At 68.6% G+C, this 25,651-nt stretch carries 23 protein-coding genes; 9 read left to right on the top strand and 14 right to left on the bottom strand.

Annotated elements, in window-relative coordinates; translation table 11 throughout:
• Nucleotides 1-156 precede the first annotated feature (156 nt).
• Nucleotides 157-1,896, bottom strand: a complete 1,740-nt coding sequence (locus GVN21_RS01795) for an amidohydrolase family protein (protein WP_166572985.1) — start codon at nt 1,894-1,896, stop codon at nt 157-159.
• A gap of 79 nt (nt 1,897-1,975) precedes the next feature.
• Nucleotides 1,976-2,314, bottom strand: coding sequence for a hypothetical protein (locus GVN21_RS01790; RefSeq protein WP_166572984.1), 339 nt, complete (start codon nt 2,312-2,314; stop codon nt 1,976-1,978).
• Nucleotides 2,315-2,457: 143 nt separating this feature from the next.
• Between GVN21_RS01790 and GVN21_RS01785 the strand changes: the two genes are divergently transcribed.
• The 3 genes from GVN21_RS01785 to GVN21_RS01780 all read left to right on the top strand — a co-directional run bounded on the left by GVN21_RS01785 (nt 2,458) and on the right by GVN21_RS01780 (nt 6,371).
• Complete coding sequence (locus GVN21_RS01785) at nt 2,458-3,648, top strand: acetyl-CoA C-acyltransferase (RefSeq protein ID WP_166572983.1); 1,191 nt, start codon at nt 2,458-2,460, stop codon at nt 3,646-3,648.
• Between the two features lie 178 nt (nt 3,649-3,826).
• Nucleotides 3,827-3,958 carry a hypothetical protein gene (locus GVN21_RS21100; RefSeq protein WP_276608472.1) on the top strand — a complete coding sequence of 44 codons (132 nt, stop codon included), beginning with the start codon at nt 3,827-3,829 and terminating at the stop codon, nt 3,956-3,958.
• Between the two features lie 439 nt (nt 3,959-4,397).
• Nucleotides 4,398-6,371, top strand: a complete 1,974-nt coding sequence (locus GVN21_RS01780; protein WP_166572982.1) for a penicillin-binding protein 1A — start codon at nt 4,398-4,400, stop codon at nt 6,369-6,371.
• A gap of 226 nt (nt 6,372-6,597) precedes the next feature.
• On the opposite strand, the gene GVN21_RS01775 is transcribed toward GVN21_RS01780, so the two are convergent.
• Entirely contained in the window at nt 6,598-8,148 is a 1,551-nt protein-coding gene (locus GVN21_RS01775) for an ABC transporter permease/substrate-binding protein (protein WP_166572981.1), read from the bottom strand.
• Nucleotides 8,148-8,921, bottom strand: a complete 774-nt coding sequence (locus GVN21_RS01770; RefSeq protein ID WP_166572980.1) for an ABC transporter ATP-binding protein — start codon at nt 8,919-8,921, stop codon at nt 8,148-8,150. Before GVN21_RS01770 ends, GVN21_RS01775 begins: the two co-directional genes overlap by 1 nt.
• Before the next feature lie 53 nt (nt 8,922-8,974).
• Between GVN21_RS01770 and GVN21_RS01765 the strand changes: the two genes are divergently transcribed.
• Entirely contained in the window at nt 8,975-9,583 is a 609-nt protein-coding gene (locus tag GVN21_RS01765) for a DUF938 domain-containing protein (protein ID WP_166572979.1), read from the top strand.
• A gap of 98 nt (nt 9,584-9,681) precedes the next feature.
• Nucleotides 9,682-10,158 carry an RcnB family protein gene (locus GVN21_RS01760; RefSeq protein WP_166572978.1) on the top strand — a complete coding sequence of 159 codons (477 nt, stop codon included), beginning with the start codon at nt 9,682-9,684 and terminating at the stop codon, nt 10,156-10,158.
• A gap of 63 nt (nt 10,159-10,221) precedes the next feature.
• On the opposite strand, the gene GVN21_RS01755 is transcribed toward GVN21_RS01760, so the two are convergent.
• The gene (locus tag GVN21_RS01755; RefSeq protein ID WP_166572977.1) at nt 10,222-11,970 is read right to left on the bottom strand and encodes a hypothetical protein; all 1,749 of its coding nucleotides are present in this window, start codon (nt 11,968-11,970) and stop codon (nt 10,222-10,224) included.
• Nucleotides 11,971-12,016: 46 nt separating this feature from the next.
• Nucleotides 12,017-12,496 carry a GNAT family N-acetyltransferase gene (locus GVN21_RS01750; protein WP_166572976.1) on the bottom strand — a complete coding sequence of 160 codons (480 nt, stop codon included), beginning with the start codon at nt 12,494-12,496 and terminating at the stop codon, nt 12,017-12,019.
• 39 nt (nt 12,497-12,535) lie between these two features.
• Between GVN21_RS01750 and GVN21_RS01745 the strand changes: the two genes are divergently transcribed.
• Nucleotides 12,536-13,705, top strand: a complete 1,170-nt coding sequence (locus tag GVN21_RS01745) for an aminotransferase (protein WP_166572975.1) — start codon at nt 12,536-12,538, stop codon at nt 13,703-13,705.
• A 155-nt stretch (nt 13,706-13,860) separates the two neighbouring features.
• Here GVN21_RS01745 and GVN21_RS01740 read toward each other — a convergent pair whose 3' ends face one another.
• From GVN21_RS01740 to GVN21_RS01725, 4 genes are all read right to left on the bottom strand, one after another.
• Nucleotides 13,861-14,634 carry an SDR family oxidoreductase gene (locus GVN21_RS01740; protein WP_166572974.1) on the bottom strand — a complete coding sequence of 258 codons (774 nt, stop codon included), beginning with the start codon at nt 14,632-14,634 and terminating at the stop codon, nt 13,861-13,863.
• Nucleotides 14,635-14,691: 57 nt separating this feature from the next.
• Nucleotides 14,692-15,834: an alpha-L-fucosidase gene (locus GVN21_RS01735; protein ID WP_166572973.1), complete on the bottom strand. Its 1,143-nt coding sequence runs from the start codon at nt 15,832-15,834 to the stop codon at nt 14,692-14,694.
• 105 nt (nt 15,835-15,939) lie between these two features.
• Nucleotides 15,940-16,698, bottom strand: coding sequence for an extensin family protein (locus GVN21_RS01730; RefSeq protein ID WP_166572972.1), 759 nt, complete (start codon nt 16,696-16,698; stop codon nt 15,940-15,942).
• 77 nt (nt 16,699-16,775) lie between these two features.
• On the bottom strand, nt 16,776-17,513 hold the full coding sequence (locus GVN21_RS01725) for an extensin family protein (RefSeq protein ID WP_166572971.1): 738 nt from the start codon (nt 17,511-17,513) through the stop codon (nt 16,776-16,778).
• Nucleotides 17,514-17,593: 80 nt separating this feature from the next.
• Between GVN21_RS01725 and GVN21_RS01720 the strand changes: the two genes are divergently transcribed.
• Nucleotides 17,594-18,991 (top strand): MFS transporter, encoded by a 1,398-nt coding sequence (locus GVN21_RS01720; protein WP_166572970.1) that lies wholly within the window; start codon nt 17,594-17,596, stop codon nt 18,989-18,991.
• A gap of 15 nt (nt 18,992-19,006) precedes the next feature.
• Here the strand turns inward: GVN21_RS01720 and GVN21_RS01715 are convergent, their stop codons facing one another.
• The 3 genes from GVN21_RS01715 to GVN21_RS01705 form a co-directional block, all read right to left on the bottom strand.
• Nucleotides 19,007-19,732: a hypothetical protein gene (locus GVN21_RS01715; protein ID WP_166572969.1), complete on the bottom strand. Its 726-nt coding sequence runs from the start codon at nt 19,730-19,732 to the stop codon at nt 19,007-19,009.
• Nucleotides 19,733-19,795: 63 nt separating this feature from the next.
• The gene (locus tag GVN21_RS01710; protein WP_166572968.1) at nt 19,796-20,542 is read right to left on the bottom strand and encodes a hypothetical protein; all 747 of its coding nucleotides are present in this window, start codon (nt 20,540-20,542) and stop codon (nt 19,796-19,798) included.
• A gap of 32 nt (nt 20,543-20,574) precedes the next feature.
• Entirely contained in the window at nt 20,575-22,566 is a 1,992-nt protein-coding gene (locus GVN21_RS01705) for a protein meaA (RefSeq protein ID WP_166572967.1), read from the bottom strand.
• A gap of 12 nt (nt 22,567-22,578) precedes the next feature.
• Between GVN21_RS01705 and GVN21_RS01700 the strand changes: the two genes are divergently transcribed.
• Nucleotides 22,579-23,397 carry a transposase gene (locus GVN21_RS01700; RefSeq protein WP_166572966.1) on the top strand — a complete coding sequence of 273 codons (819 nt, stop codon included), beginning with the start codon at nt 22,579-22,581 and terminating at the stop codon, nt 23,395-23,397.
• 30 nt (nt 23,398-23,427) lie between these two features.
• Here GVN21_RS01700 and GVN21_RS01695 read toward each other — a convergent pair whose 3' ends face one another.
• On the bottom strand, nt 23,428-24,153 hold the full coding sequence (locus tag GVN21_RS01695; protein WP_166572965.1) for an enoyl-CoA hydratase/isomerase family protein: 726 nt from the start codon (nt 24,151-24,153) through the stop codon (nt 23,428-23,430).
• Between the two features lie 184 nt (nt 24,154-24,337).
• Here GVN21_RS01695 and ccrA point away from each other — a divergent pair, with 184 nt between their 5' ends.
• Complete coding sequence (gene ccrA / locus GVN21_RS01690; protein ID WP_166572964.1) at nt 24,338-25,612, top strand: crotonyl-CoA carboxylase/reductase; 1,275 nt, start codon at nt 24,338-24,340, stop codon at nt 25,610-25,612.
• Nucleotides 25,613-25,651: the final 39 nt, after the last annotated feature.

Genomic DNA, 25,651 nt, shown 5'->3' with positions numbered 1-25,651 from the left:
AGCGCTGCAAGCGAGCCAAACCGAGGGGGTCCCCACCGCCGGTGAAGGAGGAACCTCTAAACCGCCGGCGCTGCCCCGCCTCCTGGTCCGTCGCTATCGCTCCGAACCGTCCTCCGCCCCCTCTCGGGGGCGGAGAGCGAAGCCTCGCTCGCTCGCCTACTCCGCCGCCATCGCGACCGGCGCCGGCTGCGCCCCGCGCACCAGCCGCCCCGGCAAGGCCCCGGTCGGCTGCCCGTCGCGATAGGTCACCACCCCGGCCACCACCGTCGCGACATAGCCCTCCGCCTTCTGGGTCAGCCGCCGCCCGCCGGCCGGCAGGTCGTACGACACCCCCGGCGCATGCAGCTTCAGCCCCTCGTAGTCGATGACGTTGAGGTCCGCCCGCAGGCCCGGCGTAATCGTCCCCCGATCCATCAACCCGACCGCCGCGGCGGTATCCCGCGTCTGCATCCGCACAATCTCTTCGACGCGGTACTTCGGCCCCCGCGTGCGATCCCGCGTCCAGTGGGTCAGCATGCTGGTCGGGAAGGAGCCGTCACAGATCATCCCCACATGCGCCCCGCCGTCGGACAGGCCCGGCACGGTGTCGCGATGGCCGAGCATGGCGTAGCTGGGGTCCAGGCTGTTGTCGGCGTAGTTGAGGAACGGGTGGTAGAGCATCCCGCGTCCGCCATTGCTCAGCATGTGATCGATGGCCAGGTCCTCCGGCCAGATGCCTCGGCCGGCGGCCAGGGCGGCGATGGTCTTGCTGGCCGGCTGCTCGTAGTCGGGAACCTCGTCCAGCAGCCACATCCGGTCCCAGGCCTGCAGCATGCTGCCGCCGAAGGGCCCCTTGGCGGCGCCAGTCTCGCTGAGCAGCCGGGCGCGGAAGTCCGGATCGGCCATCGCCGCCGCCCGCTCGGCCAGCGGCAGGTGGGCGATCGCCTTGTAAGTCTCCGACCCGCTGAACGGATTGAGCGTCAGCTCCAGCCCGAACAGCACCCCGACGGGGCGGCCGCAGACCTGGGCCTTCATCGCCACCCCGTCATCAACCGCCGCCTCGACCTTGCCGAGCAGCATCTTCCACAGCTCCGGCGCCTTGGGACTTTGCGCCAGGGTGAAGCTCAACGGCCGGCCGCTGGCCTCGGCGATGCGGCGGAACATCGCCACCTCCTCGGCCGGGTCGGGGGCGAAGTCGCTGACCAGCTGCAGCACCCCCTTGCCCGCAGCAGCCATGCCCATGGCGATGCCGGTCAGCTCGTCCTCGCCCGCATTGAGGGTCGGGGTCGGCTCGCCGTCGCTGGTGCGGTGGTTGAGGGTGCGGCTGGTCGAAAAGCCGATGGCGCCGGCCTGCATCGCCCGCTCGGCGATGGCCGCCATCTGGGCGATGTCCTCTGGCGTGGCCGGCTCGCGGTTGGCCCCGCGCTCGCCCATCACATAGACCCGCAGGGCCGCGTGCGGCAGCTGGGCCGCCAGGTCGATATCGAAGGATCGCTTGTCCAGGGCGTCGAGATAGTCGGGGAAGCTTTCCCAGTTCCAGGGCAGGCCTTCGGTCAGCACCGGGAAGGGAATGTCCTCCACCCCCTCCATCAGCTTGATCAGCCGGTCGTGATCCTCCGGCCGACAGGGGGCGAATCCGACCCCGCAGTTGCCCATGACCACCGTGGTCACCCCATGGCCGCTGGAGGGGTTCAGCCGGTTGTCCCAGGTCGCCTGGCCGTCGTAGTGGGTGTGGATGTCGACGAACCCCGGCGTCACCAGCCGGCCCGTCGCGTCGATCTCGTCGGCGCCAGCGCCCAGGTTCGGCCCAACGGCCGCGATCAGCCCGTCCTTGATCGCCACATCCGCCGTGAAGGGCGCCGCCCCCGTGCCGTCCACCACCGTGCCGCCGCGCAGCACCAGATCGTAGTCCGCCATGGCCGTTCCTCTGACTTATCGTTGTTAAGCCAAGGGTCGGACTCGATGACGCGGGCGTCAAGGGCGACGCTGGGTCAGCCTATTTCAGGCTCACGGCCGCGAGCCGCCGACAGACCGCCGGATCGCACCCCTCGGGATTGGCCTCCGGCGCAATCACGTAGAGCACGCCGAGGGGCCGGGCCCTGTCCTTGGCCGTCAGGGCCAGGCGCAGCAGCGACTCCGCCAGCGGATCGCGGCTTTCTATGGCAAAGCGACTTGGACCCCCCGCCTTGCCGGCGCATCCGATCTCCAGCCGGTCACGATCGGCGAAGATCTCGCCGACCATGCATTCGGTCCAGCTTCCGCCCTCGGGCGCCTTCTGGGCGACGGCGGGCAGGGGCAGGGCGACCAGGGCGGCGGCAAGCAGCAGGCGTTTCATGGGCAGACCGTCGCCCCGGCCTTCGACTTCGTCAATGGCCGGACCCTGGTTGACGCGCGCGTGATCTTTCGCGGGCGCGAAGGTTGCCCTAGGGTCGCCCGCGATTTTCAAACCACCGTTTGAAACCTTCCCTGAGGACCCTCATGCGCGACGCCGTCATCGTTTCCTACGCCCGCACCGGACTGGCCAAGTCCGTCCGCGGCGGCTTCAACAACACCCACGGCGCGGCCATGGCCGGCCATGCCATCCAGCACGCGGTGTCGCGCGCCGGGCTGGAAGGCGCGGAGGTCGAGGACGTGATCATCGGCTGTGGCGGGCCCGAAGGCGCCACCGGGATGAACGTGGCCCGCAACGCCGCCATCTGGGCCGGCCTGCCGGTGACCACCAGCGGCACGACCATCAACCGCTTCTGCTCCTCGGGCCTGCAGGCCATCGCCTCGGCCGCCCACTACATCAAGAACGAAGGCGCTGATGTCGCCGTGGGCGGCGGGGTGGAATCCATCTCCCTGGTCAACGCCAGCGGCCACATGAACCGCTATCACATCACCGAAGAGAAGCTGATGGAGATCAAGCCGGCCCTGTGGATGGCGATGATCAACACCGCAGACATCGTGGCCAAGCGCTACAACGTCGCCCGCGACTACCAGGACGAATACGCCCTGCGCAGCCAGCAGCGGATCGCCGCCGCCCAGGCCGCCGGCCTGTTCAAGGACGAGATCGTGCCGATGGCCACCAAGATGAAGGTGGTCAACAAGGAGACCAAGGAAGAGAGCTTCGTCGACTACGTGGTCGATCGCGACGAATGCAACCGCCCCGACACCACGCTCGAAGGCCTGGCCTCGCTGCAGCCGGTGATGGGCGAAGGCAACTTCGTCACCGCCGGCAACGCCAGCCAGCTGTCGGACGGCGCCGCCGCCGTGGTGCTGATGGAAGCCAAGGAAGCCGAGCGCCGGGGTCTCAAGCCGCTGGGTCGTTTCAAGGGCTTCGCGGTCGCCGGCTGCGAGCCGGACGAGATGGGCATCGGCCCGGTGTTCGCCGTCCCCCGCCTGCTCGAGCGTCATGGCCTGAAGGTCGACGACATCGACCTGTGGGAGTTGAACGAAGCCTTCGCCTCGCAATGCCTCTACAGCCGCGACAAGCTGGGCATCGATCCGGAGAAGTACAACGTCAACGGCGGCTCCATCGCCATTGGCCACCCCTTCGGCATGACCGGCGCCCGCTGCGTGGGCCACGTGCTGATGGAAGGCCAGCGCCGCAAGGCCAAGCATGCGGTGGTCACCATGTGCATTGGCGGCGGGATGGGCGCCGCAGGCCTCTTCGAGGTCTTCAACTAAGGCCGTCGGGGACCGGGCTGTCGGTCATCCGACAGCCCGGATACCTGGAAAGTCTGCGAATCCTGCTCGGATTCACCAAACTAAATTCATCGAACACCGCATCTGGAACCCGGTCGTTGTCGTACCGTTAAGGGTGTGGGCGCCATTGTGGCGCCTGCGTACAACGGAACCGACCGCCATGGCCCTCAAAGGCCTTCTCACCGCCGCCGCCCTGCTCGCCATCACCCTGGCGATCGTGCTGCCCGTCCCCGGCGCCCGTTCGCAGCCGGCGCCCTCGTCGATTCCGACGATGGAAATCGGCAACCGCTAAAAGCCACCCACGGCCCGCAGCCGCTCGATCTCCAATTCCATGTCACGGGCCCGCCGCTCATTCATCTGCCGCTGACGCTTGTCGGCGCTTCGGCTGACGAGCATGGCACGCAATCGCTCCAGGGCCATCCCGATCGGCGCCCTACGACCCCGTGGAGCCGCCCCTGCTGATCCCGCATAATCCATCGCGCTCATGATCCCCGTCCTCCCTGACGGTCTAGGTTGTCGATGAACGCAGTTCGCCAGAGCCAAGCTGACCGGCGCATGAATGAAAACCATGGCCTTTTCGTCAGGCTTGCCGCGGGCCCCAAGCGACCTGCACGGCGTTACGACATCGAGGCCCAGAAAAGGCCGCGTTCATCCCCCGTTGATCGGGATGGAGGCAGACAGGCGGCTGCGCTACACACGGCGCGCAAGCGTGCGAACAGGGTAAAGACGAGATGGCCAACCCACAGGCGGGCGGAACCGGCGCCAGACGCACCCCGCTGCAAGCCTTTCTCTATTGGGGAACGGTCATCGGCGTCTGGGGGCTGATCTTCCTGGTCGCCTTCCTGGCGGTGTTCGCCATCGACCTGCCGGACGTCTCCAAGCTCAACGACGTCACCCGCCAGCCGTCGATCTCCTATCTGGACCGATCCGGGGCGCTGATCGCCGTGCGCGGCAGCCAGTACGCGCCGCCCGTCGATCTGGAGAAACTGCCCGAATATGTGCCCGAGGCCTTCCTGGCTATCGAGGACCGGCGGTTCTACTGGCATCCGGGGTTCGATCCGATCGGCATCGCCCGAGCCGGGGTCGCCAACGTCAAGGCCGGCAAGGTGGTGGCCGGCGGCTCGACCATCACCCAGCAGCTGGCCCGCAACCTGTTCCTGACCCTGGACCAGAACTGGCGGCGCAAGGTGCAGGAGCTGATTCTGGCCGTCTGGCTGGAGATCAAGTTCTCCAAAAAGGAGATCCTCGCCCTCTATCTGAACAGGGTCTATTTCGGGGCTGGCGCCTACGGCATCGAGGCCGCCTCGCAGCGCTATTTCAACAAGCCCGCTTCGAAACTCACCCTCGGCGAAGCCTCACTGCTCGCCGGGATGATGAAGGGCCCGTCGCGCTATTCGCCGGTCTCGGCCAAGGAACGCGCCGCCCGCCGCGCCACCATCGTGCTGGACGAGATGGTGCGCACCAAGGCGATCACGCCGGAGGAACGCGAAGCCGCGGTCAAGACCCCCGTGCGGGTCAGCGCCGTGCTGGCCAACCAGCGGGCGCAGTATTTCACCGACTGGATGGACGGCCAGGTCCGCGCCCTGGTCGGCGAACCGACCGAGGACCTCTACGTCGAAACCACCCTGGACCTGCCGATCCAGGCCGCCGCCGAACAGGCGGTGCGGGCCGGCGTCGCCCGGAACAAGGCCGCCGGGGTGCAGCAGGCCGCCCTGGTCGCCCTCGACGCCGAGGGCCGGGTGCGGGCCTATGTCGGCGGGGTGGACTACAGCGAAAGCCAGTTCGACCGCGCCTCGGTGGCCAAGCGGCAGGCGGGCTCCGCCTTCAAGCCCTTCGTCTACCTGACCGCCATGGAGCAGGGCCGCAATCCCGGCGTGGTGGTGGTCGACGAGCCGCTAAAGATCGGAAACTGGGAGCCGCGCAACTACGACGGCCGCTTCGCAGGCGCCATGACCCTGGAGACGGCGCTGGCCAAGTCGACCAACACAGTGGCCGCCCGGCTGGCCAACGAGGTCGGCACCGGCAACGTCGCCTCCACCGCCCGACGCCTGGGGATCAGCAGCAAGATCCAGCTCGACCCCTCGATGGCGCTGGGCGCCGTGGAGGTCAGTCCGCTGGAGATGGCCCAGGCCTATGCCCCCTTCTCCAACGGCGGCTTCCGGGCCCGCGCCTGGGGCATCAGCCGTATCCGCACCGCTTCGGGCAAGGTGCTCTACGACCACAACATCGAAAAGCGCGGCCGCCAGTCGGTGATCGGCAGCCCGGCCCTGCCCTACATGAACCAGATGATGCGCACCGTGGTGACCGGCGGCACGGGCACGGCCGCTCGCGTGCCCGGCTTCGACATCGCCGGAAAGACCGGCACCACCAGCGATTATCGCGACGCCTGGTTCGTCGGCTACACCGGCGGCTTCGTGGTCGCCGTCTGGACCGGCAAGGACGACAACACCCCTATGCGCCGGGTCACCGGCGGCGGCGCCCCGGCCCAGATCTGGAAAGGGTTCATGGGCCAGGCCCTGCCGAGGCTGAAGGCCGGCCCCATCCCGGGCGGCCGCATCGCCCCGCCCGAGCCGGAAAACCAGGGCCCGATCGACGATATCCTGTCGGGAATTGGCATCGGTGGGGAAGAGCCGCCGGAACCACAGCCGAGGGCCCCGACGCCCGCACCGGAGCCGGCGAGACCGCCTGAAGAGGTGCCTTTCTAACGAGCCGGTGCTTGGGAATTCGCCTCTGGGCGCCCTTCTCCCCTCGCGGGAGAAGGTGTCGCCGAAGGCGACGGATGAGGGGGCGCACCGTCCTCCAACTCAGCCTGTAGCATCCCTCGCGAAGCAGCTTGAAGACCTATCGACCCCTCATCCGGCGCTTCGCGCCACCTTCTCCCGCAAGGGGAGAAGGGACACTCACGGCGGCTGAACCGATTGGGGTCAATGTCTATGGCTTCGACCCAACTCCCAGCATCCGCGCCGCCTCGGCGGGCGACACCTTCCCCTCATCCCGGTCGACCGCGTAGTTGGCCTCGCGCATCCGCTCCACGGGGATTGCCCCGATCAGGGGTGTCAGCGCCTCGATCAGTCGACGGTCTTTCGCCCGCCGGGGTGAGATCAGGATGACCGCGTCATAGCTCGGCACCGCCCCGCGCGGGTCGGCCAGAACCACCAAATCCTGGGCGGCGATCCGGCCGTCGCTCGAGAAGGCGGAGATGACGTCGGCGTCTCCGCTGGACAGGGCGCGGTACATGAAGGTCGGGTTGAACGACTTTTCCCTGGCGAAGCGCAGGCCATAGGCGCCCTCGATCGCCGCCCATTCCGGGCGCGACAGGAATTCGAGGTCCCCGCCCAGGGTCAGGCGCGGCGCCCGGGCGGTGAGGTCGTCGAGGCTGGCTACCCCCAGTGAGTTGGCCAGCTTGCGCTCCATGGCCAGGGCGTAGGCGTTCTCGAAGCCGAGCGAGCCCAGCACCACCACCCCCTTCTCGTCCTTCATCCAGCGGGTCAGTTCGGCCAGCAGCTGGGCGCGGGGCGGGTTGTCCTTACGGCCGATGACGTTGGTCCACAGGGTGCCGCTGTAGTCGACATAGACGTCGATCTCGCCGGCCTCGAGGGCGCGGAAGACGATGGCCGAACCCAGGCCGTCGCGGCGGGCGACGTCGGCGCCTTGGGCCGTCAGACGGCCGGAGATCAACTCGGCCAGGATGTACTGCTCGGAAAAGTTCTTGGCCCCGACCACATAGGCCGGCGCCGTGGCCGCCAGCAGCGGTGGAACCGCCGCCGCCGCGGTCCCCAGGCCCAGCAGCGCCAGCCCGGCGGCCGCCGGCAGCAGGCGCCGGCGGCCCGCCCCCCACTCGATCAGGCCCAGCAGCTGGTCGACGATCAGGGCCAGTCCGCCGGCCGCCGCGCAGCCGAACAGCACGAACACCCAGTTCTCGGTCTGCAGGCCCGAGAAGATGTAGTTGCCCAGGCTCGTCTGACCGACTGGTGTCGACAGGGTGGCCGCCCCGATGGTCCAGACCGCAGCCGTGCGCACCCCGGCCATCACCACCGGCGCGGCCAGCGGCGCCTCGACACGCAGCAGCCTCTGGGCCGGCGTCATCCCCACCCCGTCGGCCGCCTCGCGCACTGCCGGATCGATGCCGGTCAATCCGGCGACCCCGTTCCGCAGGATCGGCAGCATGGCGTAGAGGGTGAGCGCCAGCAGCGCTGGCAGGAAGCCCAGGGCCTGGAGCTTGAAGCCGAAGGCCCCTTCGGTCACCGCCGACAGGGCCAGCAACAGGGGATAGAACAGCGCCAGCAGGGCCAGGCCCGGAATGGTCTGCACCATCCCGGCAAGGGTCACCAGCGGCCAGCGCACCACGGTGTTGCGCGCCGCCAGCACGCTGAGCGGCAGGCTGATCGCCACCCCGAGCGCCAGGGCGGCGGCGCTGAGCAGCACGTGCTGGGCCAGATAGTCGGGCAGCAAGGCCCAGGCGGCGGCGACCTGCCCCTCCATCACCGGGCCTCCATCAGGGCGGCGATGGCCCGCGCCTGGCGGGCAGGCGTGGCCATCAGGGCCGCCACGTCCGGGTCGGAATGGCCGGCGAGCAGGGCGCGGGGCGTATCGTCCGCCAGCACCTTCCCGTTCGCCATCACCACGATCCGGTCGGCCAGCAGCACCGCCTCCTGTACGTCATGGGTGACCATCAGGGTGGTCAGGCCCAGCTGGTCGTGCAGCGCGCGCGTCGCCTGGCCCAGCGCCTCGCGGGTAATCGGGTCCAGCGCCCCGAAGGGCTCGTCCATCAGCAGGATCGAGGGCCGGGCCGCCAGGGCCCGCGCCACCCCGACCCGCTGGCGCTCGCCGCCGGACAGTTGGTCCGGGAACCGTTCGGCATAGGTCCTGGGCAGGGCGACGAGGTCGAGCAGCTCATCCACGCGCGCGGCGATGTCCGCCTTCACCCAGCCGAGCAGGCGGGGGGTGATGGCTATGTTCTCGGCCACGGTCATGTGCGGAAACAGCCCGACGCCCTGGAAGACGTAGCCGATCCGCCGGCGCAGCTGGACGGCGTCCTGCGCCGCCACATCCTGGCCTTCGATCCGGACCCCGCCCTGGGAAGGCTCCGCAAGGCGATTGACCATCTTCAGCAGGGTGGTCTTGCCCGAGCCAGAGGCGCCGACCACCGCCACGAACTGTCCCGCCGGGATCGCCAGCGATACGCCATCCACCGCCGCGCGACCGGCGTAGGCCTTTGAGACGGTGTCGAAGTCGATCGCGGAGGGGTCGGCCATGCGACGACCCTAACCCGTGTTCCCCGTTTGGCGGAATGGGTTAGCTTGCCCCGATGACCGCCCGGACCTCGCCCTCCACCGCCCGCAACCGCGATCCGATCCTGGCTGTGCTGCGCGAACATCTGCCGGCCACCGGCCTGGTCCTGGAGATCGCCGCCGGGGCCGGAGAGCACGCCGTGCACATGGCCGGCCACCTGCCGGACCTGACCTGGCAACCGACCGATCCCGACGAGACCGCCCTAGCCAGCATCGCCGCCTGGCGCGCCGAGGCCGGCCTGCCCAACCTGCTGGAGCCCTTGCGCCTGGACGCCTCGCGTCCGGACGACTGGCCGGTTCAGGCGGCCGACGCCATGGTCTGCATCAACATGGTCCACATCTCGCCCTGGGCGGCGACGGAGGGCCTTCTGGCGGGGGCCGGCGCCGTCCTCCCCAAGGGTGGCGTGCTCTATCTCTACGGTCCCTATCTGGAGGGCTTGGTCGAAACCGCCCCGTCAAACCTGGACTTTGACCACAGCCTGAAGAGCCGGAACCCGGCTTGGGGCCTGCGCCGGCGCGAGGATGTCGAGGCGTTGGCGGACCGGTACGGCCTTGCCTTGCGAGCCCGCATCGCCATGCCGGCCAACAATCTCAGCCTGGTGTTTGCGAAGATGAACGGCGGATGACCAAAGCCGTTCAGGTTGGGATCAGCCGGCGCCCTTCATAACCCTCTCCAACGTCGGGGACGGGATCGTCCTTTCACCCGCCGAGGAGAGAGTGACCCATGAAGAAGTTCCTGATCGCCGCCATTGCCCTGTCGGTCCTGGGGACCGCCGGCGCCGCCGCGGCCCAGCCCTACGGTGGCGGTGGATACGACCGTCGCGACGAACGCCGTGACGACCGCTACGACCGCCGCGACGAGCGCCGGGATGACCGGTATGACCGCCGGGATGACCGTCGCGACGACCGGTATGACCGCCGTGACGACCGCCGCGACAGCCGCTGGGAGCGCCGGGCCGACCGTCGCTACAGCGCCGGACGCTACTACGCCCCGCGTGGATACCAGGCCAACCGTCGCTGGGCTCGTGGCCAGTACCTGCCGCCGGCCTACCGCGGCCGCGGCTACTACGTCGACTACCGGGCCTACCGCCTGCCCCCGCCCCCGCGCGGCTACGGCTACTATCGCCACGGGGATGACGTCATCCTGACGGCCATCGCCACCGGCCTGATCGCCTCGGTCGTCTTCGACCTGTTCGAATAGACCGAGTCACAAAGCCGAATGATCGAGCCCCCGGAGCGGACGCCTCGGGGGCTCTTTCGTGTTTCAGAGGCCGCGGCGGTCCTGGTTAGCGGAGATCAGGGCGCCGACGCCGACGATCAGCGGGCCCGCCAGCAGCCAGGCGCAAAAAGCCTGGACGCCGAAGGGGGAGCCGGCGAGGCCCAGATTGGTCACCCCGATCAGCCCGATCCAGCCGACCCAGTGGCGCACCCGCGTTATTCCATCGCCCAAGGTGTCAGCCATCGGCCGGGCGGCGATCGTGGCCATGGCCGCCAGCGCCGCGACCATGGGCAGGTGCTCCAGCGAGCGGAACAGTCCCCACAGAAAGACCAGCCCAAGCAACGTCACCCCAAGCAACAGTCCCGCGCCGATGATCCGCGCGCTGGCGCTGAGCCGGTACAGCCAGAACTCCGCCAGGGACCCCGACCCCAGCAGCGCGACCAGTCCGGCCAGCAGCAGGACCGGTCCCATGGGCAGCATCACCGCCGGGGCGAGGATCGCCATGGCCATCAGCCAGACCAGGTAGTAGCCATGCAGCATCGGCAGGCGCAGCCACCAGGCCTGGCCGGCTTCGCGCCGGTCGATATCGCCGGTGACCGCCGTCCAGAGCACCATTAGGACGCCAAGGCCGATCAACCCCCAGAAGAAGACCGGAGCGTCCACCGCCAACGGCGAGGCCCAGACCAGGAAACTGCCGCCGACGATCCAACCCAGCCCCAGCCAACCCGGCAGGCGCCAGGACCACCGCGTGCGCCACAGACGGCGCGGCCAGAGAATCAGGTAGAGATGGGCGAAGGCGAGGAGGAGGGTTCCGAGGCCCCCGGCCACGGCGCCGGCTGGAAAGCCCCAAGGTCCGGGACCGGCCAGAGAGACCATGGCCATGGCGCCGATTACCGGCGCCGCCACGGCGGCGAACCACAGCGCCATCGGACTGAGCCTCGGCGTCTCCAGCCAGTCGCTCCAGGCCGCCAGATGCGGAAAATCGTCTTCCAGCGCCGGAAACTCGTTCTCCAGCCGCTCGATGATCAACCGCGCCGACTTCAGCGAGCCGGGACGGAAGGTGAAGGCGAGAACCGATTTCGGCGGCGGCGCTTGCAGGGCCCGATAGCCGTCATGGTGCGGATGGCGCTTGAGCTTCAACTCCCGCAGGTAGCCCAGCGCCGCCTGGCGATCGAACACCTCGTCGATGGTCGAGGCGAGGGGGCCGCGCCCATGGGGTTTCCAGCCCATGGCCCGGATCGCGGCCGGGATCAGGCCGTCGGCGCGCGGGGGATTGTCGAGGATCAGCTGCGCCAGGCGCCGCTCGACGCGGGCGCGCATGTCCAGGTTCTGCATCGCCGGGGCGGCGACCAGGGCCTCCAGCCCCAGCGCCAGGGCCGCGTCGCTGGCCGGCGGGTCGGCCGCGACCAGTTCGGCCAACCGCGCCAGGGCCGCATGGGCTTCGTCGATCTCCCGCGCGATGGCCTCGGCGACCGGATCGATGGGCTGGGCCGGCATGTCGGGCCGAGGCGCGGGCGGGCGACGCAGCGATGCGGCAGGCTCGAACGGCGCCTCTTCCGTCTCGTCCACGTCCTCGTCCCCGGCGTCTTCCGAGCCGTCGCTGAAGAACATGCCGTCGGCGAATTCGAAGCCGCGTTCGGCATAGCTCAGGGCCTGCTCATAGGCCTCGCGCAGGCTCTGGAAGCCGGCCGGATCGTCCTCCGGATTGGTCAGCTTCAGCTTGCGGGCATAGGCGCGGCGGATGTCTCGCTCCTCGCGGGTCCGCTCTATCCCGAGTGTTTCCCAGGCCCCCAAAGCTCGCCCCTCTACGCCACGGTTCTTCCTAGCGGCGTCGGCGACGTCAAGGAAGCGGCCGCTGCATCCAGACGTCGCAGCGCTGGTAGGGTGTCGCCTGGGCCGGCAGGTCCTCGAAGCCCATGGCCCGATAGAGGCCGAGCGCGGGCCCCAGCGCGCTGTTGGTCTCCAGGTAGAGCCGGCGCGCCCCCATGGCCGTCGCCCGGTCGATGCAGGCCTGCATCAAGGCCCGGCCCAGCCCCGAGCCCCGCGCCGCCTCGCTGACCGTCATCTTGATCACTTCCAGCCCGCCGCCCTGCTGGGCCGCCACGGGCTTGAGGCCGGCGCAGCCGATGGCCTCGCCCTCGGCGTCCTCGGCCATCAGCACGACGCCGCCGATGCCGATCACCTTGCCGACCGGGTCGTCCAGCACCTCGCGGTCGCTGGGCTCGATGGCGAAGTGGCGGCCGATCCAGGCTTCATTGAGCGCCTTCCAGGCCTCGGCGTGACGGGGTTCGAAATCGACGATGCGCATGGCATGAAGCATGGGCGCCCGCCGCCGTGCTTGCAACGTCCCGAGAGTCCCATGGTCCATCCCGTCTACGCCGACCTGCCGACCACCATCTTCGAGGTGATGAGCGGACTGGCGCGGGACAATGGCGCGATCAACCTGGGCCAGGGATTTCCCGACGAACCGGGACCACGGGCAGTGCGCGAACGGGCGGCGCTGGAGGCGGTGGAGGGCTACAACCAGTATCCGCCGATGCGCGGCCTGCCGCAGCTTCGCGAAGCCGCCGCCCGTCACTACGCGGCGTTTCAGGGCCTCGATCTCGACGGCCTGGCGGAGATCACCGTCACTTCGGGCGCGACGGAGGCCCTGGCGGCGGCCTTCCTGTCGCTGATCTCGCCGGGCGACGAGGTGGTGCTGTTCCAGCCGCTCTATGACGCCTACCTGCCGATGGTGCGCCGTTGCGGCGGTATTCCCCGCCTGGCCACGCTACAGCCGCCGCACTTCCGAATCGACCGGCCGATGCTGGACGGCGTGTTCAGCGAACGCACGAAGTTGGTGGTGCTGAACAACCCGGTCAATCCCGCCGCCACCCTGTGGGCCGACGAGGATCTGGCGCTGCTGGCCGAGTACTGCGTGCGACATGACGCCATCGCGGTCTGTGACGAGGTCTGGGAACAGATCACCTTCGACGGACGCCGGTTCAAGCCCCTGATGGCCTTTCCCGGCATGCGCGAGCGGACGGTGAAGATCGGTTCGGCCGGCAAGATGTTCGCGCTGACCGGCTGGAAGGTCGGCTTCCTCTGCGCCGCGCCCGCGTTGATGAAGGCCCTGGCCGGGGCCCACCAGTTCCTGACCTTCACCACCCCGCCCAACCTGCAGGCGGCGGTGGCCTGGGGGCTGGACAACAGTCCGGACTGGTTCGCGCAAATGCCGGTGGACCTGCAACGCTCGCGGGATCGGCTGGCCTCGGGGCTGGAGGCGGAGGGGTTCAAGGTGCTGCCCGCCGCCGGCACCTACTTCCTGAACGTCGACCTGGCCGCCTCCGGCATCGACGAGGGCGACGCCGATTTCTGCCTGCGGGCGGTCAAGGACCACGGCATCGCCGCCATCCCGATCTCGGCCTTCTACGAGACGGAAGCCCCGATCCACCTGATCCGCCTGTGCTTCGCCAAGCGGGACGAGACGCTGGATGCGGGGATCGAGCGACTGGCGCGGGCAAAGGGGACTGGTTCGCCGCGTCGCTGACGCCAAAGGTCTGGGCAAAATCGCCCCCCGGCGTACCTGTCCCCGACGGTCCGGCCAGGTCCGGTCGGGGACAGGTACGCCGGGAAAAGACTACGCCAGGTCTGGTGACGCCGGCGTGGCGGCGAACCTGTCCCCATCGGCTGAGGAACAGGGGCCTAGATCGTCGCCCCGCCGTCCACCACCAGCGCTTGGCCGGTCATGAAGCTACCCGCCGCGCTGGCCAGGTAGACCGCCGCCCCGGCGATCTCGTCCGGCTCGCCGATGCGGCGCAGGGGCACCGGCTCGGTGGCGCGGCGCAGGGTCTCGGGGTTGGACCACAGGGCCTTGGCGAAGTCGGTCTTGACCAGGCCGGGGGCGATGCAGTTCACCCGAATGCCATACTGGCCGTATTCATGCGCCAGGTTGCGGGCCAGCTGGAAGTCGGCCGCCTTGGAGACGTTGTAGGCCCCGATCACCGGGCTGCCGCGCAGGCCGCCGATGGACGAAACGATGATCACCGAGCCGTCCTTGCGCTCCTTCATCTCCGGGATGCACATCGAGATCAGCCAGTGGTTGGCGATCACATTGTTCTCGAGGATCTTGCGGAACTGGTCGTCCTCGATCCCGGCCATCGGGCCGTAGTAGGGGTTGGAGGCGGCGTTGCAGACCACGATGTCGACCTTGCCGAACGCCTTGCGGGTCTCGTCGACCAGGCGCTGCAGGTCTTCCTTCGAGGAGATGTTGGCCGGCACGGCGATGGCCGAACCCGGGTGCTTGGCGTTGATCTCGGCGGCGACCTCTTCGCAAGGCCCGGCCTTGCGCGAGGAGATGGTCACCTTGGCGCCGTGCTGGGCCATGCGCTCGGCGATGGCCTTGCCGATGCCGCGCGACGAGCCGGTAATGACGGCGACCTTGCCGGTAAGATCGAACAGCGTGCCTTCGGCGGCCATGTTGTTTCCCTCTCAAACAGTTGTTTGAAGCGAAACTGACCGGCGACTGGCCTTACGTCAAGCGGAGGTGATCCTGGCGAAGTCGAGCAGGGCGTTGGACTGCACCTGGGGGATCGAGCCGTCGGCGCGCGGCCCGACGTTGAGCAGCAGATTGCCGCCATCGGCCCTTACCTCCTCGAACAGGGCGGCGATCTGCGGACCGGTCATGTAGTTGTCGGTCGGCTCGTCGGTATTGTAGGCGAAGGCCAGGCCCAGCCCCCGGGTCGACTCCCACTTGACCCCCTTCAGGTGCGCGCCCGAGCCGTATTCCACGGTGCGGAAGTCGCAGTGGGGCGGAGGCGAGCCGCCGTTGAAGTGGACTCCGTTCTTCTGGATGCTGTCCTTGATCCGGTCGTTGAACGCCGCGCAGGCGGCCGGCTCGCGGAGGCCCTCGAACAGGGGCGTGATCCCCAGCCAGCGGTCGTTGATCACCCCGTCCGGAACGGCGTCGTAGTAGTAGGCGAACAGGTCGGGCAGGTCCTCGGCGCTGGGCCAGGCGATGTCGTTCCACAGCACCGAGGGCTTGTAGCGGTCGATCAGTTCCTTGGCCTGGGCCAGGGCATAGGCGCGGTAGTCCTCATCGGTCGGCACGGCGGCGAACATCGAGCCCATGTTGCCGATCAGGCTGTCGCGGAAGGTCCAGTCCAGGCCGCCTGAGTAGTAGACCCCAAACCGCATGCCGCGTGCCCGCACCGCCTGGGCCAGTTCGCCGACGAAGTCGCGCTCGCTGTGCCAGCCGGGCTTGTGGGGGTTCTCCACGGCGGTGGGCCACAAACAATAGCCATCGTGATGTTTGGTGACGAAGACCACGTACTTCGCCCCGGCGGACTGAAACAGGTCGGCCCAGAGGTTGGCGTCGAAACTCCGGGACGCCTCCTCGAACGGCTGGCGGAAGCTGTCGTAGGGGGCATCGCCATAGAGCGCCTTGTGGCGGATCGCCGTCGGGCTGGTCTCGTCGCGCAGGGCGTTCTGGTACCACTCGGCGTAGGGGCCGAGGATGAAGGCGCGGTCGTAGTCGGTTTCGAACAGGCTGGTGATCGACGCCCCGGCCGGAGCGAAGGCCGGCACGGAGAAGATGCCCCAGTGGATGAAGATGCCGAACTGCGGCTCGGCATACCAGTCCGGAACCGGCCGGCCGGCGAAGGCGCTGAAATCGGCCATGCGGCCCTCCCTGTTCCGGTCTCTCGCCGGTTGGATCGACCCTAAGTCAGGGCGGGGAGCGGCGACAACCGGCTTACCCAAGGGCGCCGGCCGGGAAAGTTCAGGTCAGCTACACTTGGGCCAGCCGCCCATGTCCATGTGCAGGTGATTGGCATGCTCGGCGTTGTAGTCGGGGCTGAGCACGGTGAGGAACACCTTGCAGCCGCCGTCGCGGACCTTGCGCAGGAAGCGGCCCCTGGGGCCCGGATCCTTCCAGTCGTTCAGCACCGAGATGGTGGTGCCGTCGGCCAGTCGGAAGCCGGCGACGTCGAGGGCGTTGGCCAGGGCGTGCTCACTGACCGGGCCCTCGTCCTGGCCGTAGATCCGGCGGCAGCTGTAGCTGCCGTAGTGATCGATCCCGACCACCGCCTGGTCCAGCTCGGCGAAGGCGGCCGGCTGCACCACCTGCCGCTCCCACAGGGCGACGGCCAGGGCCTGCTTGCAGGTCATCTGGGCGTCGGCGGGCTTCAGCGGGGCCATGCCGGAGGTGATCCGCACCGCGTCCTTCACCACGCACCAACTTTGGGTGCTGGCCGGCGCCTCGGCATAGGCGATGCCGCCCGCGGCCAGCACGGCGCGGCAGGCGGCCGGATCGGCGCCGGCGCGGGCGGCCTTCACCCGCGTCGCCGCGCCCACCGGATCGACCAGGGTCAGCTTCTTCCACGGCAGGTGCTGGCGCGGCACGGCCCGGTCGGCGACGAAGGCCATGACCGCCACCAGCGACCACAGCAAGGCCACCCCCACCAGACGCGCCGCGATGGTCTGGCGGCGGGCGTGGTGAGCGATGTGCGGCTTGTCCGGGTGGGGTACGCGGTATCCGGCCATGAGGTCGACAGGGGCAAGGGTTGACGGCCCATAGCACGGGTCGGCGTTGTCCGGCGCCCCTTTCCCCTACCGGCCCCCTACCGGCAAAGGCTGTAGGGGCTCATGTCCAGGTGAAAGTGATCGGCATGGGCGGCGTTGTAGTCCGGCCCCAGGGTGGCGCCGAACAGGCGGCAGGCGCCCCGGCGGACCTCCTGCAGGAAGGCGGCCTCGGGGTCTTCGCCATCATAGTCGCGGAGCACGCTGACCTGCCGTCCGTCGGCCAGGCGGAAGCCGGCGACGTCGAGGGCCGAGGCGGTGGCGTGGTTACTCGGCCGGGCGTCGGACTTTCCATAGATGTTGCGGCAGGCGTAGGTGCCCAGATGCTCGACCCGCGACAGGTCGGAGCCCAGGGTTTTGCGCGCTGCCGGCTCGACGACGTGGCGACGCCAGACCTCGTAGGTCAGCGCCAGGTCGCACCGCATCACCGGCCCGTTGGGGCTGAGCTTCGCATCGCCCAGCCGAACACTGCCTGCCGTGGTGCAGAAGCCCTCGGTACGGTCGGGAGCAGCGGCGAATCCCACATCCTCGGCCAGCAGCACGGCGCGGCAGCGGGCGGGATCGGCGGTGATCAGCGCCAGCTTGGCGTCGGTGGCCAGGCCCAGCGGATGGTTCAGCGAAAACGGCTTCCAGGGCAGGTCCTGCGGCGGGGCGGCCTTCTCGACGAAGGCCGCCAGCAGGATGGCCGCCAGGCTGAGCTCCAGCAGGGCTGAGCCAAACGCCGCCCAGGCCAGTTGGCCCGGCGTGGCGGGTGGAAGAGTTGGGAGGGTGAGCTTCACGACTGACAGCAACGGGTGGGAACGTTGACGGTTCAGATCGCCGGCTTGACCCGGCCGGTGGCGGTGGCCAAGTGGGGCCCATGACAGACGACGCCCAAAGCGCCCCCGGCTGGCGCGAGATCCTGGCGCCGCAGTACCTGACCCGGTTCCTGTTCCTCTGCCTGGGGGTCTGGCTGAACGCGGCCGACAGCCTGGTGACGGTGACCATCACCCCCAGCATCGCCCAGGACATCGGCGGCTTCCGCTATTTCGCCTGGAGCGTGGCGGCCTTCCTTCTGGCCTCGATCCTGTCAGGGGCGGTGTCGGGGCGACTATCGCTGCGGCTCGGCCTGCGCGGCGCGCTGACCGCCTCGGCCATCGTCTATTCGGCCGGCTGCGTGATGAGCGCGGTGGCGCCCGACTTCCTGATCTTCGTGGCCGGCCGCCTGATCCAGGGGTTCGGGGCCGGGGCGATCATGGCGCTCTGCTATGTGGCGACCACCGCCCTGTTCCCCGAGCGGCTGTGGGCGCGGGTGTTCGGGGCCATCGCCGGGGTTTGGGGGGTGGCGACCATCATCGGGCCGCTGCTGGGAGGCCTGCTGGCGGGGCCGGGCCTGTGGCGCTGGACCTTCTGGCTGTTCGCGGGCCAGGCCATGGTCTTCATCCTGGCCGCCCTGACCATGATCGCCCGCCAGCCGAAAGCGGACGCCGCGCCAGCCCCCATCGCCTGGAGCCAGCTCATCGCCCTGACCCTGGCGGTCAGCGGCATCGCCCTGGCCGGGGTCGTCAGCGAGGGTTGGCAGGCGGCGGCGCTGGGGGTCGGCGGCGTGGCCGCCCTGGCCTGGATGATCGCCGTCAACGGCCGCACGCCCGGCGCGTTGCTGCCCAAGGCGATCGGCGACATCGCCGGGGTGGCGGCAGCCGGCTACCTGATGATCTTCGCTTTCGAGGCGGCTTCGGTGGCCTTCACCGTCTATGGCCCGGCCCTGATCCAGGCCCGCCACGGGGTCACCCCCTTGGTCGCCGGCTATGTGATCACAGCCATTGCCGGCGGCTGGACTGTGACGGCCCTGGCCGTGGCGGGGGTTCAGAACCGCGACGGGCTGATGATCCGGCTGGGGGCGGCGACCCTGCTGGTCGGCATCCTCTTCAGCATCTGGGCCATGCCACGCGGCGGCCTGGTCGCTATCACCCTGGGCATGCTGGTCATCGGCGCCGGCTTCGGCCTCAGCTGGGCCTTCGCCACCCGCCGCATCCTCTCGGGTCTCGACGAGGAACAACAGGCCCTGGCCTCCTCGGCCGTGCCGACAGCCCAGCTGATCGGGGGTGCGGTCGGTTCGGCGGCGGTGGGCGCGGCGGCCAATGCGCTGGGCTTCGGCGAGGGGATCGACCCGGCGGTGGCGCAGACCCGAGGCCTCTGGCTGTTCGCCCTGTTCGCGCCGCTTGCGGTGATCGGGTGGGCCGCGGCCTGGCGGTTGGGGCGCCGGGTGACGACCTAAGGCTGAAGGCGCCGGTCAGTTGGCTGGACGTTCGATCCTGACCTGGGGCGCCATGGCCTCGACCTTGTCCAGGAACTCACCAGCAGTCAGGCCAACCTCCTTCAGAGAGAAACGGTAGATCGGCCCCAGGGGATGGCCGTCGACGAGAAACAGCTCGATCCGCCGGTCGGACAGGCGTCGCTTGACACCGATCTTCTCGATCTCGCTCCATTCCAGGCGATGGTCGTCGTTCTCCAGCCCCTCGGGGTCGAAACCCAGGACGGGAATGCGAAGGAAGATGAGGCAGCCGAACATTGCGACTGTGGCGGCGGCGAGGATTGTGAACACGACGCCGATCGCCAACCTCCCCCAGTCAGCCAGTAGCCCCGCCTGGAACGCCATGCCGGCGCAGGCGGCGGCGGTTGCTAGGACTCCCAGGCCGAAGAGCATAAACGCTATTCGGTAGGCGATCGAATAGGTCCAGGCGAGGCCAGCGTCGTAGGGGAATGACAAGGGGCCGTGCCGGGGGATGAGATCGAAGAGCCTTGTGTTGAGCAGAAGAACGCCCACCCAGATACAGATGCCGGCGACGATCGTGAGCCACCCGGCGCCGGGAATGACCCCCACGTCTATCGGCTCGCGGCCGTCCTTGAGATAATCCCAGGCGGCCAAGCCAACGACCATAAAGACGGCAAAGCCGGCCCAGCGGCCAACCTTCCTCAGAAGCGACTTCTTTGCGGGCGGGGCGGCAGTCTCACTCATGGCGCCAACCGTTGCCGACAATCTCGAGTAGGCCTGCAGACGGACATCTCGGCGATCATGCTCTCACGCGGCGCTGAAGTCGGCGAAGCGGGGGGTCGGCCAGCTGATCTCCACCTGCGGCGCCAGCTCCGAGACCTTTTCGGCGAAACGGCGCGCCGAAATCCCCGCGGCGTCGAGGCCGATGGAATGGGCGCGGCCCGATCGGCCGTCAGCTCCCACCATGAACGCCGTCACGTGCGGCGCCTCCGGACGGTCGCCGATCGCCAGGCGTTCGATGCTGTCCCAGGCGAGGCCGCCCTTGGGTAGCCCCAGGCCGCGCATGCCCTCACGGTCGATGGTCAGGACGATCTTGCCGCTGATCGCGGAGAGCAGATGCGTTGCCGCAACGTACAGGGTCATCGCCAGGAACAGGCTTGTCACCGCCAGTCGCCCCCAATCCTGGTGCTGCCAGGCCGCCATGGCGGTGAACACGAAGTAGTAGGACAGCACCAAGCCGACGAGGTTGCCCAGGCGCTCCAGACGCGAACGGATCGAGCGTCGCCAGGCATAGCCCTCCGGGACGTCGGCCGGAATTAGTCCATGCCAGTTGAACTGATCGATCATCGAGGAGCTGCCAGCGATCACGCACAGGACCAGCAGGCCGACGATCACCAGTCCGAACGACCCGTAGAACCAGTCGGGCGTCTCGACGGGATAGGGCGCTTCGATCAGATACCAGATTCCGACCCCGGCCAGGCCAATGATCAGCAGAGCGATGAACCAGGCGCGTACCAGGCCCAGCCAGTCGGTCTTCGTCTCGGCCTCGCTCATGGCGCGACCCTAGCGAGCATTTCCCAAGATGCCTAGCGGGTCTCGGCGAGCAGGCCCTCTTCCACCACCCTGACGACGTCCGCCATGATCTGGGTCAGCTTGAAGTCCTTGGGCGTATAGACCCGGCGCACGCCCATCTGCTTGAGGATCAGCGCGTCTTCCGGCGGGATGATGCCGCCGACCACCACGGGGATGTCGCCGAGGCCCTCGGCCCGCATCAGCCGGACCACCTCCTGCACCAGGTCCAGGTGGGAGCCCGAAAGGATGGAGAGGCCGACAACGTGGCTCCTGGCCTCCTTGGCGCGGCGGACGATCTCTTCGGGGGTCGAGCGGATGCCGTCGTAGACCACCTCCATGCCGCAGGCGCGGGCGCGGGTGGCGATCTGTTCGGCGCCGTTGCTGTGGCCGTCGAGGCCGGGCTTGCCCACCAGGTAGGAGAGGGTGCGGCCGAGCGCCTGGGACACGCGTTCGACCTCGGCCTTCACCGCCTCGATGTCTTCGGCGTCGCCGGAAGCGACCGCCACGGCCACGCCGGTCGGGCCGCGATATTCGCCGAACACCTCGCGCAGGGCGAAGCTCCATTCGCCGGTGGTGACGCCGGCGCGGGCGGCGGCGATGGAGGGCTCCATGATATTGCGGCCCTCGGCGGCGGCGGCCTTCAGCTCGGCCAGGGCAGCGTCGGCGGCGCCCTGGTCGCGCTCGGCCCGCCAGGCCTTGAGCTTACCCACCACCTCGGCCTCCAGCCGGGGATCGACAGTCTCGATGGATCCCTCGCCGGCCGACAGGGGGCTTTCTTCGGTATCGGTCCAGCGGTTGACGCCGACCACCGTCATCTCTCCAGTCTCGATGCCCCGGAACCGCACGGCGTTGGAGCCGACCAGCTGTTCCTTCATGTAGCCGATGGCGGCGGCGGCCCCGCCCATCTCGTCGATGCGGGCCAGTTCGGCCAGGGCGCCGGTCTTCAGTTCGGTGACCTTGGCCTCGACCACATGGCTGCCGGCGAACAGGTCCTCGTATTCCAGCAGGTCGGTCTCATAGGCCAAGACCTGCTGCATCCGCAGGGACCATTGCTGGTCCCACGGCCGGGGCAGGCCCAGGGCCTCGTTCCAGGCCGGCAGCTGCAGGGCGCGGCAGCGGGCGTCCTTGGACAGGGTGACCGCCAGGGCCTCCAGCAGGATGCGGTAGGGGTTGTTCTCCGGCTGCTGCTCGGTGAGGCCCAGGCTGTTTACCTGCACCCCATAGCGGAAGCGGCGGGCCTTGGGGTCCTGAACGCCGTAGCGGTCTTTCAGGATCTCGTCCCACAGCTGGGTGAACGACCGCATCTTGCAAAGCTCGGTGACGAACCGCACCCCGGCATTGACGAAGAAGCTGATCCGCGAGGCGACGATCTCGAAGTCGGCCTCGGGCGCCTGGCCGCCGGCCCGCACGGTGTCGAGCACCGAGATGGCGGTGGCCAGCGCATAGGCCAGCTCCTGCTCCGGCGTCGCCCCGGCCTCCTGCAGATGGTAGCTGCAGACGTTGATCGGGTTCCACTTGGGCGTCTCCCGATAGCACCAGGCGACCATGTCGCCGATCAGCTTGAGCGAGGGTTCCGGCGGGAAGATGTAGGTGCCGCGGGAAAGGTATTCCTTGATCAGATCGTTCTGGGTGGTGCCCTGAAGCTTGGTCCGCGCCGCCCCCTGCTCGTCCGCCAGCGCCACATACATCGCCAGCAGCCATGCGGCCGGGGCGTTGATGGTCATCGAGGTGTTCATCCGGTCGAGCGGAATCTCCTCGAACAGGGTCCGCATGTCGCCCAGATGCCCGACCGGCACGCCCACCTTGCCTACCTCGCCCCGCGCCAGGATGTGGTCGGCGTCGTAGCCCGTCTGGGTCGGCAGATCGAAAGCCACCGACAGGCCGGTCTGCCCGGCGCTGAGGTTGCGCCGATAGAGGGCGTTGGACTTGGCCGCCGTCGAGTGGCCCGCATAGGTGCGGAAGATCCACGGGGCGTCCGGGGCGTGCTGGAAAGGGGTCTGGCTCATCGGGCGGGGATCATGAGCGCGGGATTTGTGCGGCGCAATATCGGAATGGGGACCGGTTGCTCGCGCGGCGAGCTGCCTGTCCCCGATCAGCGCCGGCGGCTGGGCTTGACTCGATCCAGCCGCACGAACAATGTTCTTTATTTGTTCTCCATGGTCGCTATGCCCAGAACCGCCCGCCTCATCATCCCCGGCCTGCCGCACCACGTGACCCAACGTGGCAACCGCCGCCAGCCAATCTTCCTGAAGGCAGGCGATGAAACCCAGTATCTGCACATGCTGAGGGAGCGATGCCTCGAGGCAGGCGTGGAAGTCTGGGCCTACTGTCTGATGCATAACCACGTGCATCTGGTGATGGCGCCGGAGTGCGAGAACAGTTTGGCCAAGGTTATCGGCGAGACACACCGCCAGTACACCAGCTTCATCAACGGCCGAGAGAAGTGGCGGGGCCATCTCTTTCAGGACCGCTTTGCATCGAGCGTGATGGACGAGCGGCACCTCATCGCCGCGTTTCGATACGTGGCGATGAATCCAGTGAGAGCCGGTTTGGTCAGTCGAGCTCAGGATTGGCCATGGTCGAGCGTGCACGCGCACCTGTTGCGGCGGGATGGCCGACTCGTGCGCGTGTCGCCGCTGCTGAATCGGGTTGTCGATGTTGAGGGGTTTTTCGCGCCGGATGAGAGGATCGATGCGCGATGGGCGCGGGAGGTTGCGGCGATCCGGGCGGCGGTGAAGGGGAACGAGCCGGTTGGGGACCGGGAGTTTCTAGAGCAGTTGCGGAAGCAGTCTGGAGCGGAGGGAAGGCCAGCTTCGGCGCTGAACGGGGACAGGTAGCGCGCGTTGCGCGCAACCGGTCCCCACCGCCTAGCGCCGTTCGAACTTCGGCGTCTGCTTCACGGCGAACGATTTTAGCGCCGATTGGTGGTCTTCGCTGTGGAATAGGGCCGTCAATTCCGCCCGCTCGTCGAAGGGGCGGCCGACGACGCGCTTGACGGCTTCGACCGACAGCGGCGCGCGGGTGGCGATGCGGTCAGCGAGGGCCAGGGCGTCCTTGACGACCGATTTGTGCAGGCCGGTGACCAGGCCTCGGATCAGGGCCGTTTCGGCATCGACCGGGGCGCCGGTGAGCAGGAGGGCCTTGGCCGGGCCCTCGCCGATCAGGCGGGGCAGGCGGCGGACCGAGGCCATCAGGCCGACGTTGACGCCCGAGGCGGTGAAGATGGCGTCCGGGCTGGAGAGGCGGATGTCGCAGGCCAGCGCCAGTTCCAGCCCGCCGCCCAGGCAGAAGCCGTTGATCGCCGCGATGATCGGGACACGGGTCGCCTCGACGCGGTTCATCAGGGCGTTGAAGCCGAAGATGGCCTCCAGCCCCGCCTCGCCCCGGCCCGCCGCTTCGATCAGGTCGTCGCCGGCGCAGAAGGCCTGGCCACGTCCGGTGAGAACCACGGCGCGAATGGCGAGGTCGGCGTCGATCTCGGTCAGGGCCGCCTCAAGCTCCGCTCGCATGGCTAGGCTGAGGGCGTTGACCGGCGGATGGTCGAGTTCGAGCAGGGCGACGCTGGGCGAGGGCCTGGAGCTGTGGACGGGCATCCGGCGAAACTGCGGTCTTCGCGCCAGTGTGTAAATCAGCAACCGGCCCATGTTGCGGCGCACAAAAAGCACTTGCCAGGTTCCGGCGGCCGTTACACGATCCGTCATCAAGATTGCACGGCGGCCCGCCTGGAACGGAGGCGGTGGCTGCCGCATTGCAGCAGAACGTTATGGGGACCCGCCGATGACCACCGACACCCTCGACAAGACCGAACTGAAGGATCTGTACGAGATCGGCGAAATCCCGCCGCTCGGCCACGTGCCTTCGAAGATGTACGCCTGGGCCATCCGCAAGGAGCGCCACGGGCCCCCGTCCAGCGCCATGCAGGTCGAGGTGGTGCCCACCTGGGAGATCGGCGAGGACGAGGTGCTGGTGCTCGTGATGGCCGCCGGCGTGAACTACAACGGCGTCTGGGCGGCCCTGGGCACCCCAGTCAGTCCCTTCGACGGGCACAAGAATTCAATCCACATTGCCGGCTCCGACGCCTCGGGCATCGTCTACAAGGTCGGCGCCAAGGTGAAGCGCTGGAAGGTCGGCGACGAGGTGGTCATCCACTGCAACCAGGATGACGGGGACGATGAGGAGTGCAACGGGGGCGATCCGATGTTCTCCTCCAGCCAGCGGATCTGGGGCTATGAGACCCCGGACGGCAGCTTCGCCCAGTTCTGCCGGGTTCAATCCCGACAATTGATGCCGCGTCCCATGCACCTGACCTGGGAAGAGGCCGCCTGCTACACCCTGACCCTCGCCACCGCCTACCGGATGCTGTTCGGCCACAAGCCGCATGAGCTGAAGCCTGGCCAGAACGTGCTGGTCTGGGGCGCCTCGGGGGGTCTCGGTGTCTTCGCCGTGCAGCTGGCCGCCGTCGCCGGGGCCAACGCCATCGGCGTGGTCTCCAGCGAGGACAAGGTCGACTACGTGCTCAGCCAGGGCGCCAAGGCGGTGCTGAACCGCAACGACTTCAACTGCTGGGGCCAGCTGCCGACGGTGAACGGGCCCGAGTTCGACGACTACATGAAGGAAAGCCGCAAATTCGGTAAGGCGATCTGGAACATCACCGGCAAGCGCGACGTCGACATGGTGTTCGAACATCCGGGCGAAGCGACCTTCCCGGTCTCGGTCTTCCTGGTGAAGCGCGGCGGCATGGTGGTGATCTGCGCCGGCACCACCGGCTACAACCTGACCATGGACGCCCGCTTCCTGTGGATGCGCCAGAAGCGGGTGCAGGGCAGCCACTTCGCCAACCTGGCCCAGGCCAGCGCGGCCAACCAGCTGGTCATCGATCGCCGGGTCGATCCGGCCCTGTCGGAAGTCTTCACCTGGGACGCCATCCCCGACGCCCATGAGAAGATGCTGGCCAACAAGCACCCGCCCGGCAACATGGCCGTGCTGGTCTGCGCCCAGAAGCCGGGCCTGAGGACTTTCGAGGAAGTGCAGGAACTGAGCGGGCCGCTGTAGAGACCGGTCGGCCGCGCAAGCGGCTGGCCTACCTCGATA

Source organism: Caulobacter sp. SLTY, assembly GCF_009905535.1.
Taxonomy (GTDB): Bacteria; Pseudomonadota; Alphaproteobacteria; order Caulobacterales; family Caulobacteraceae; genus Caulobacter.
This window is presented reverse-complemented; position numbering and strand designations above follow the sequence as displayed.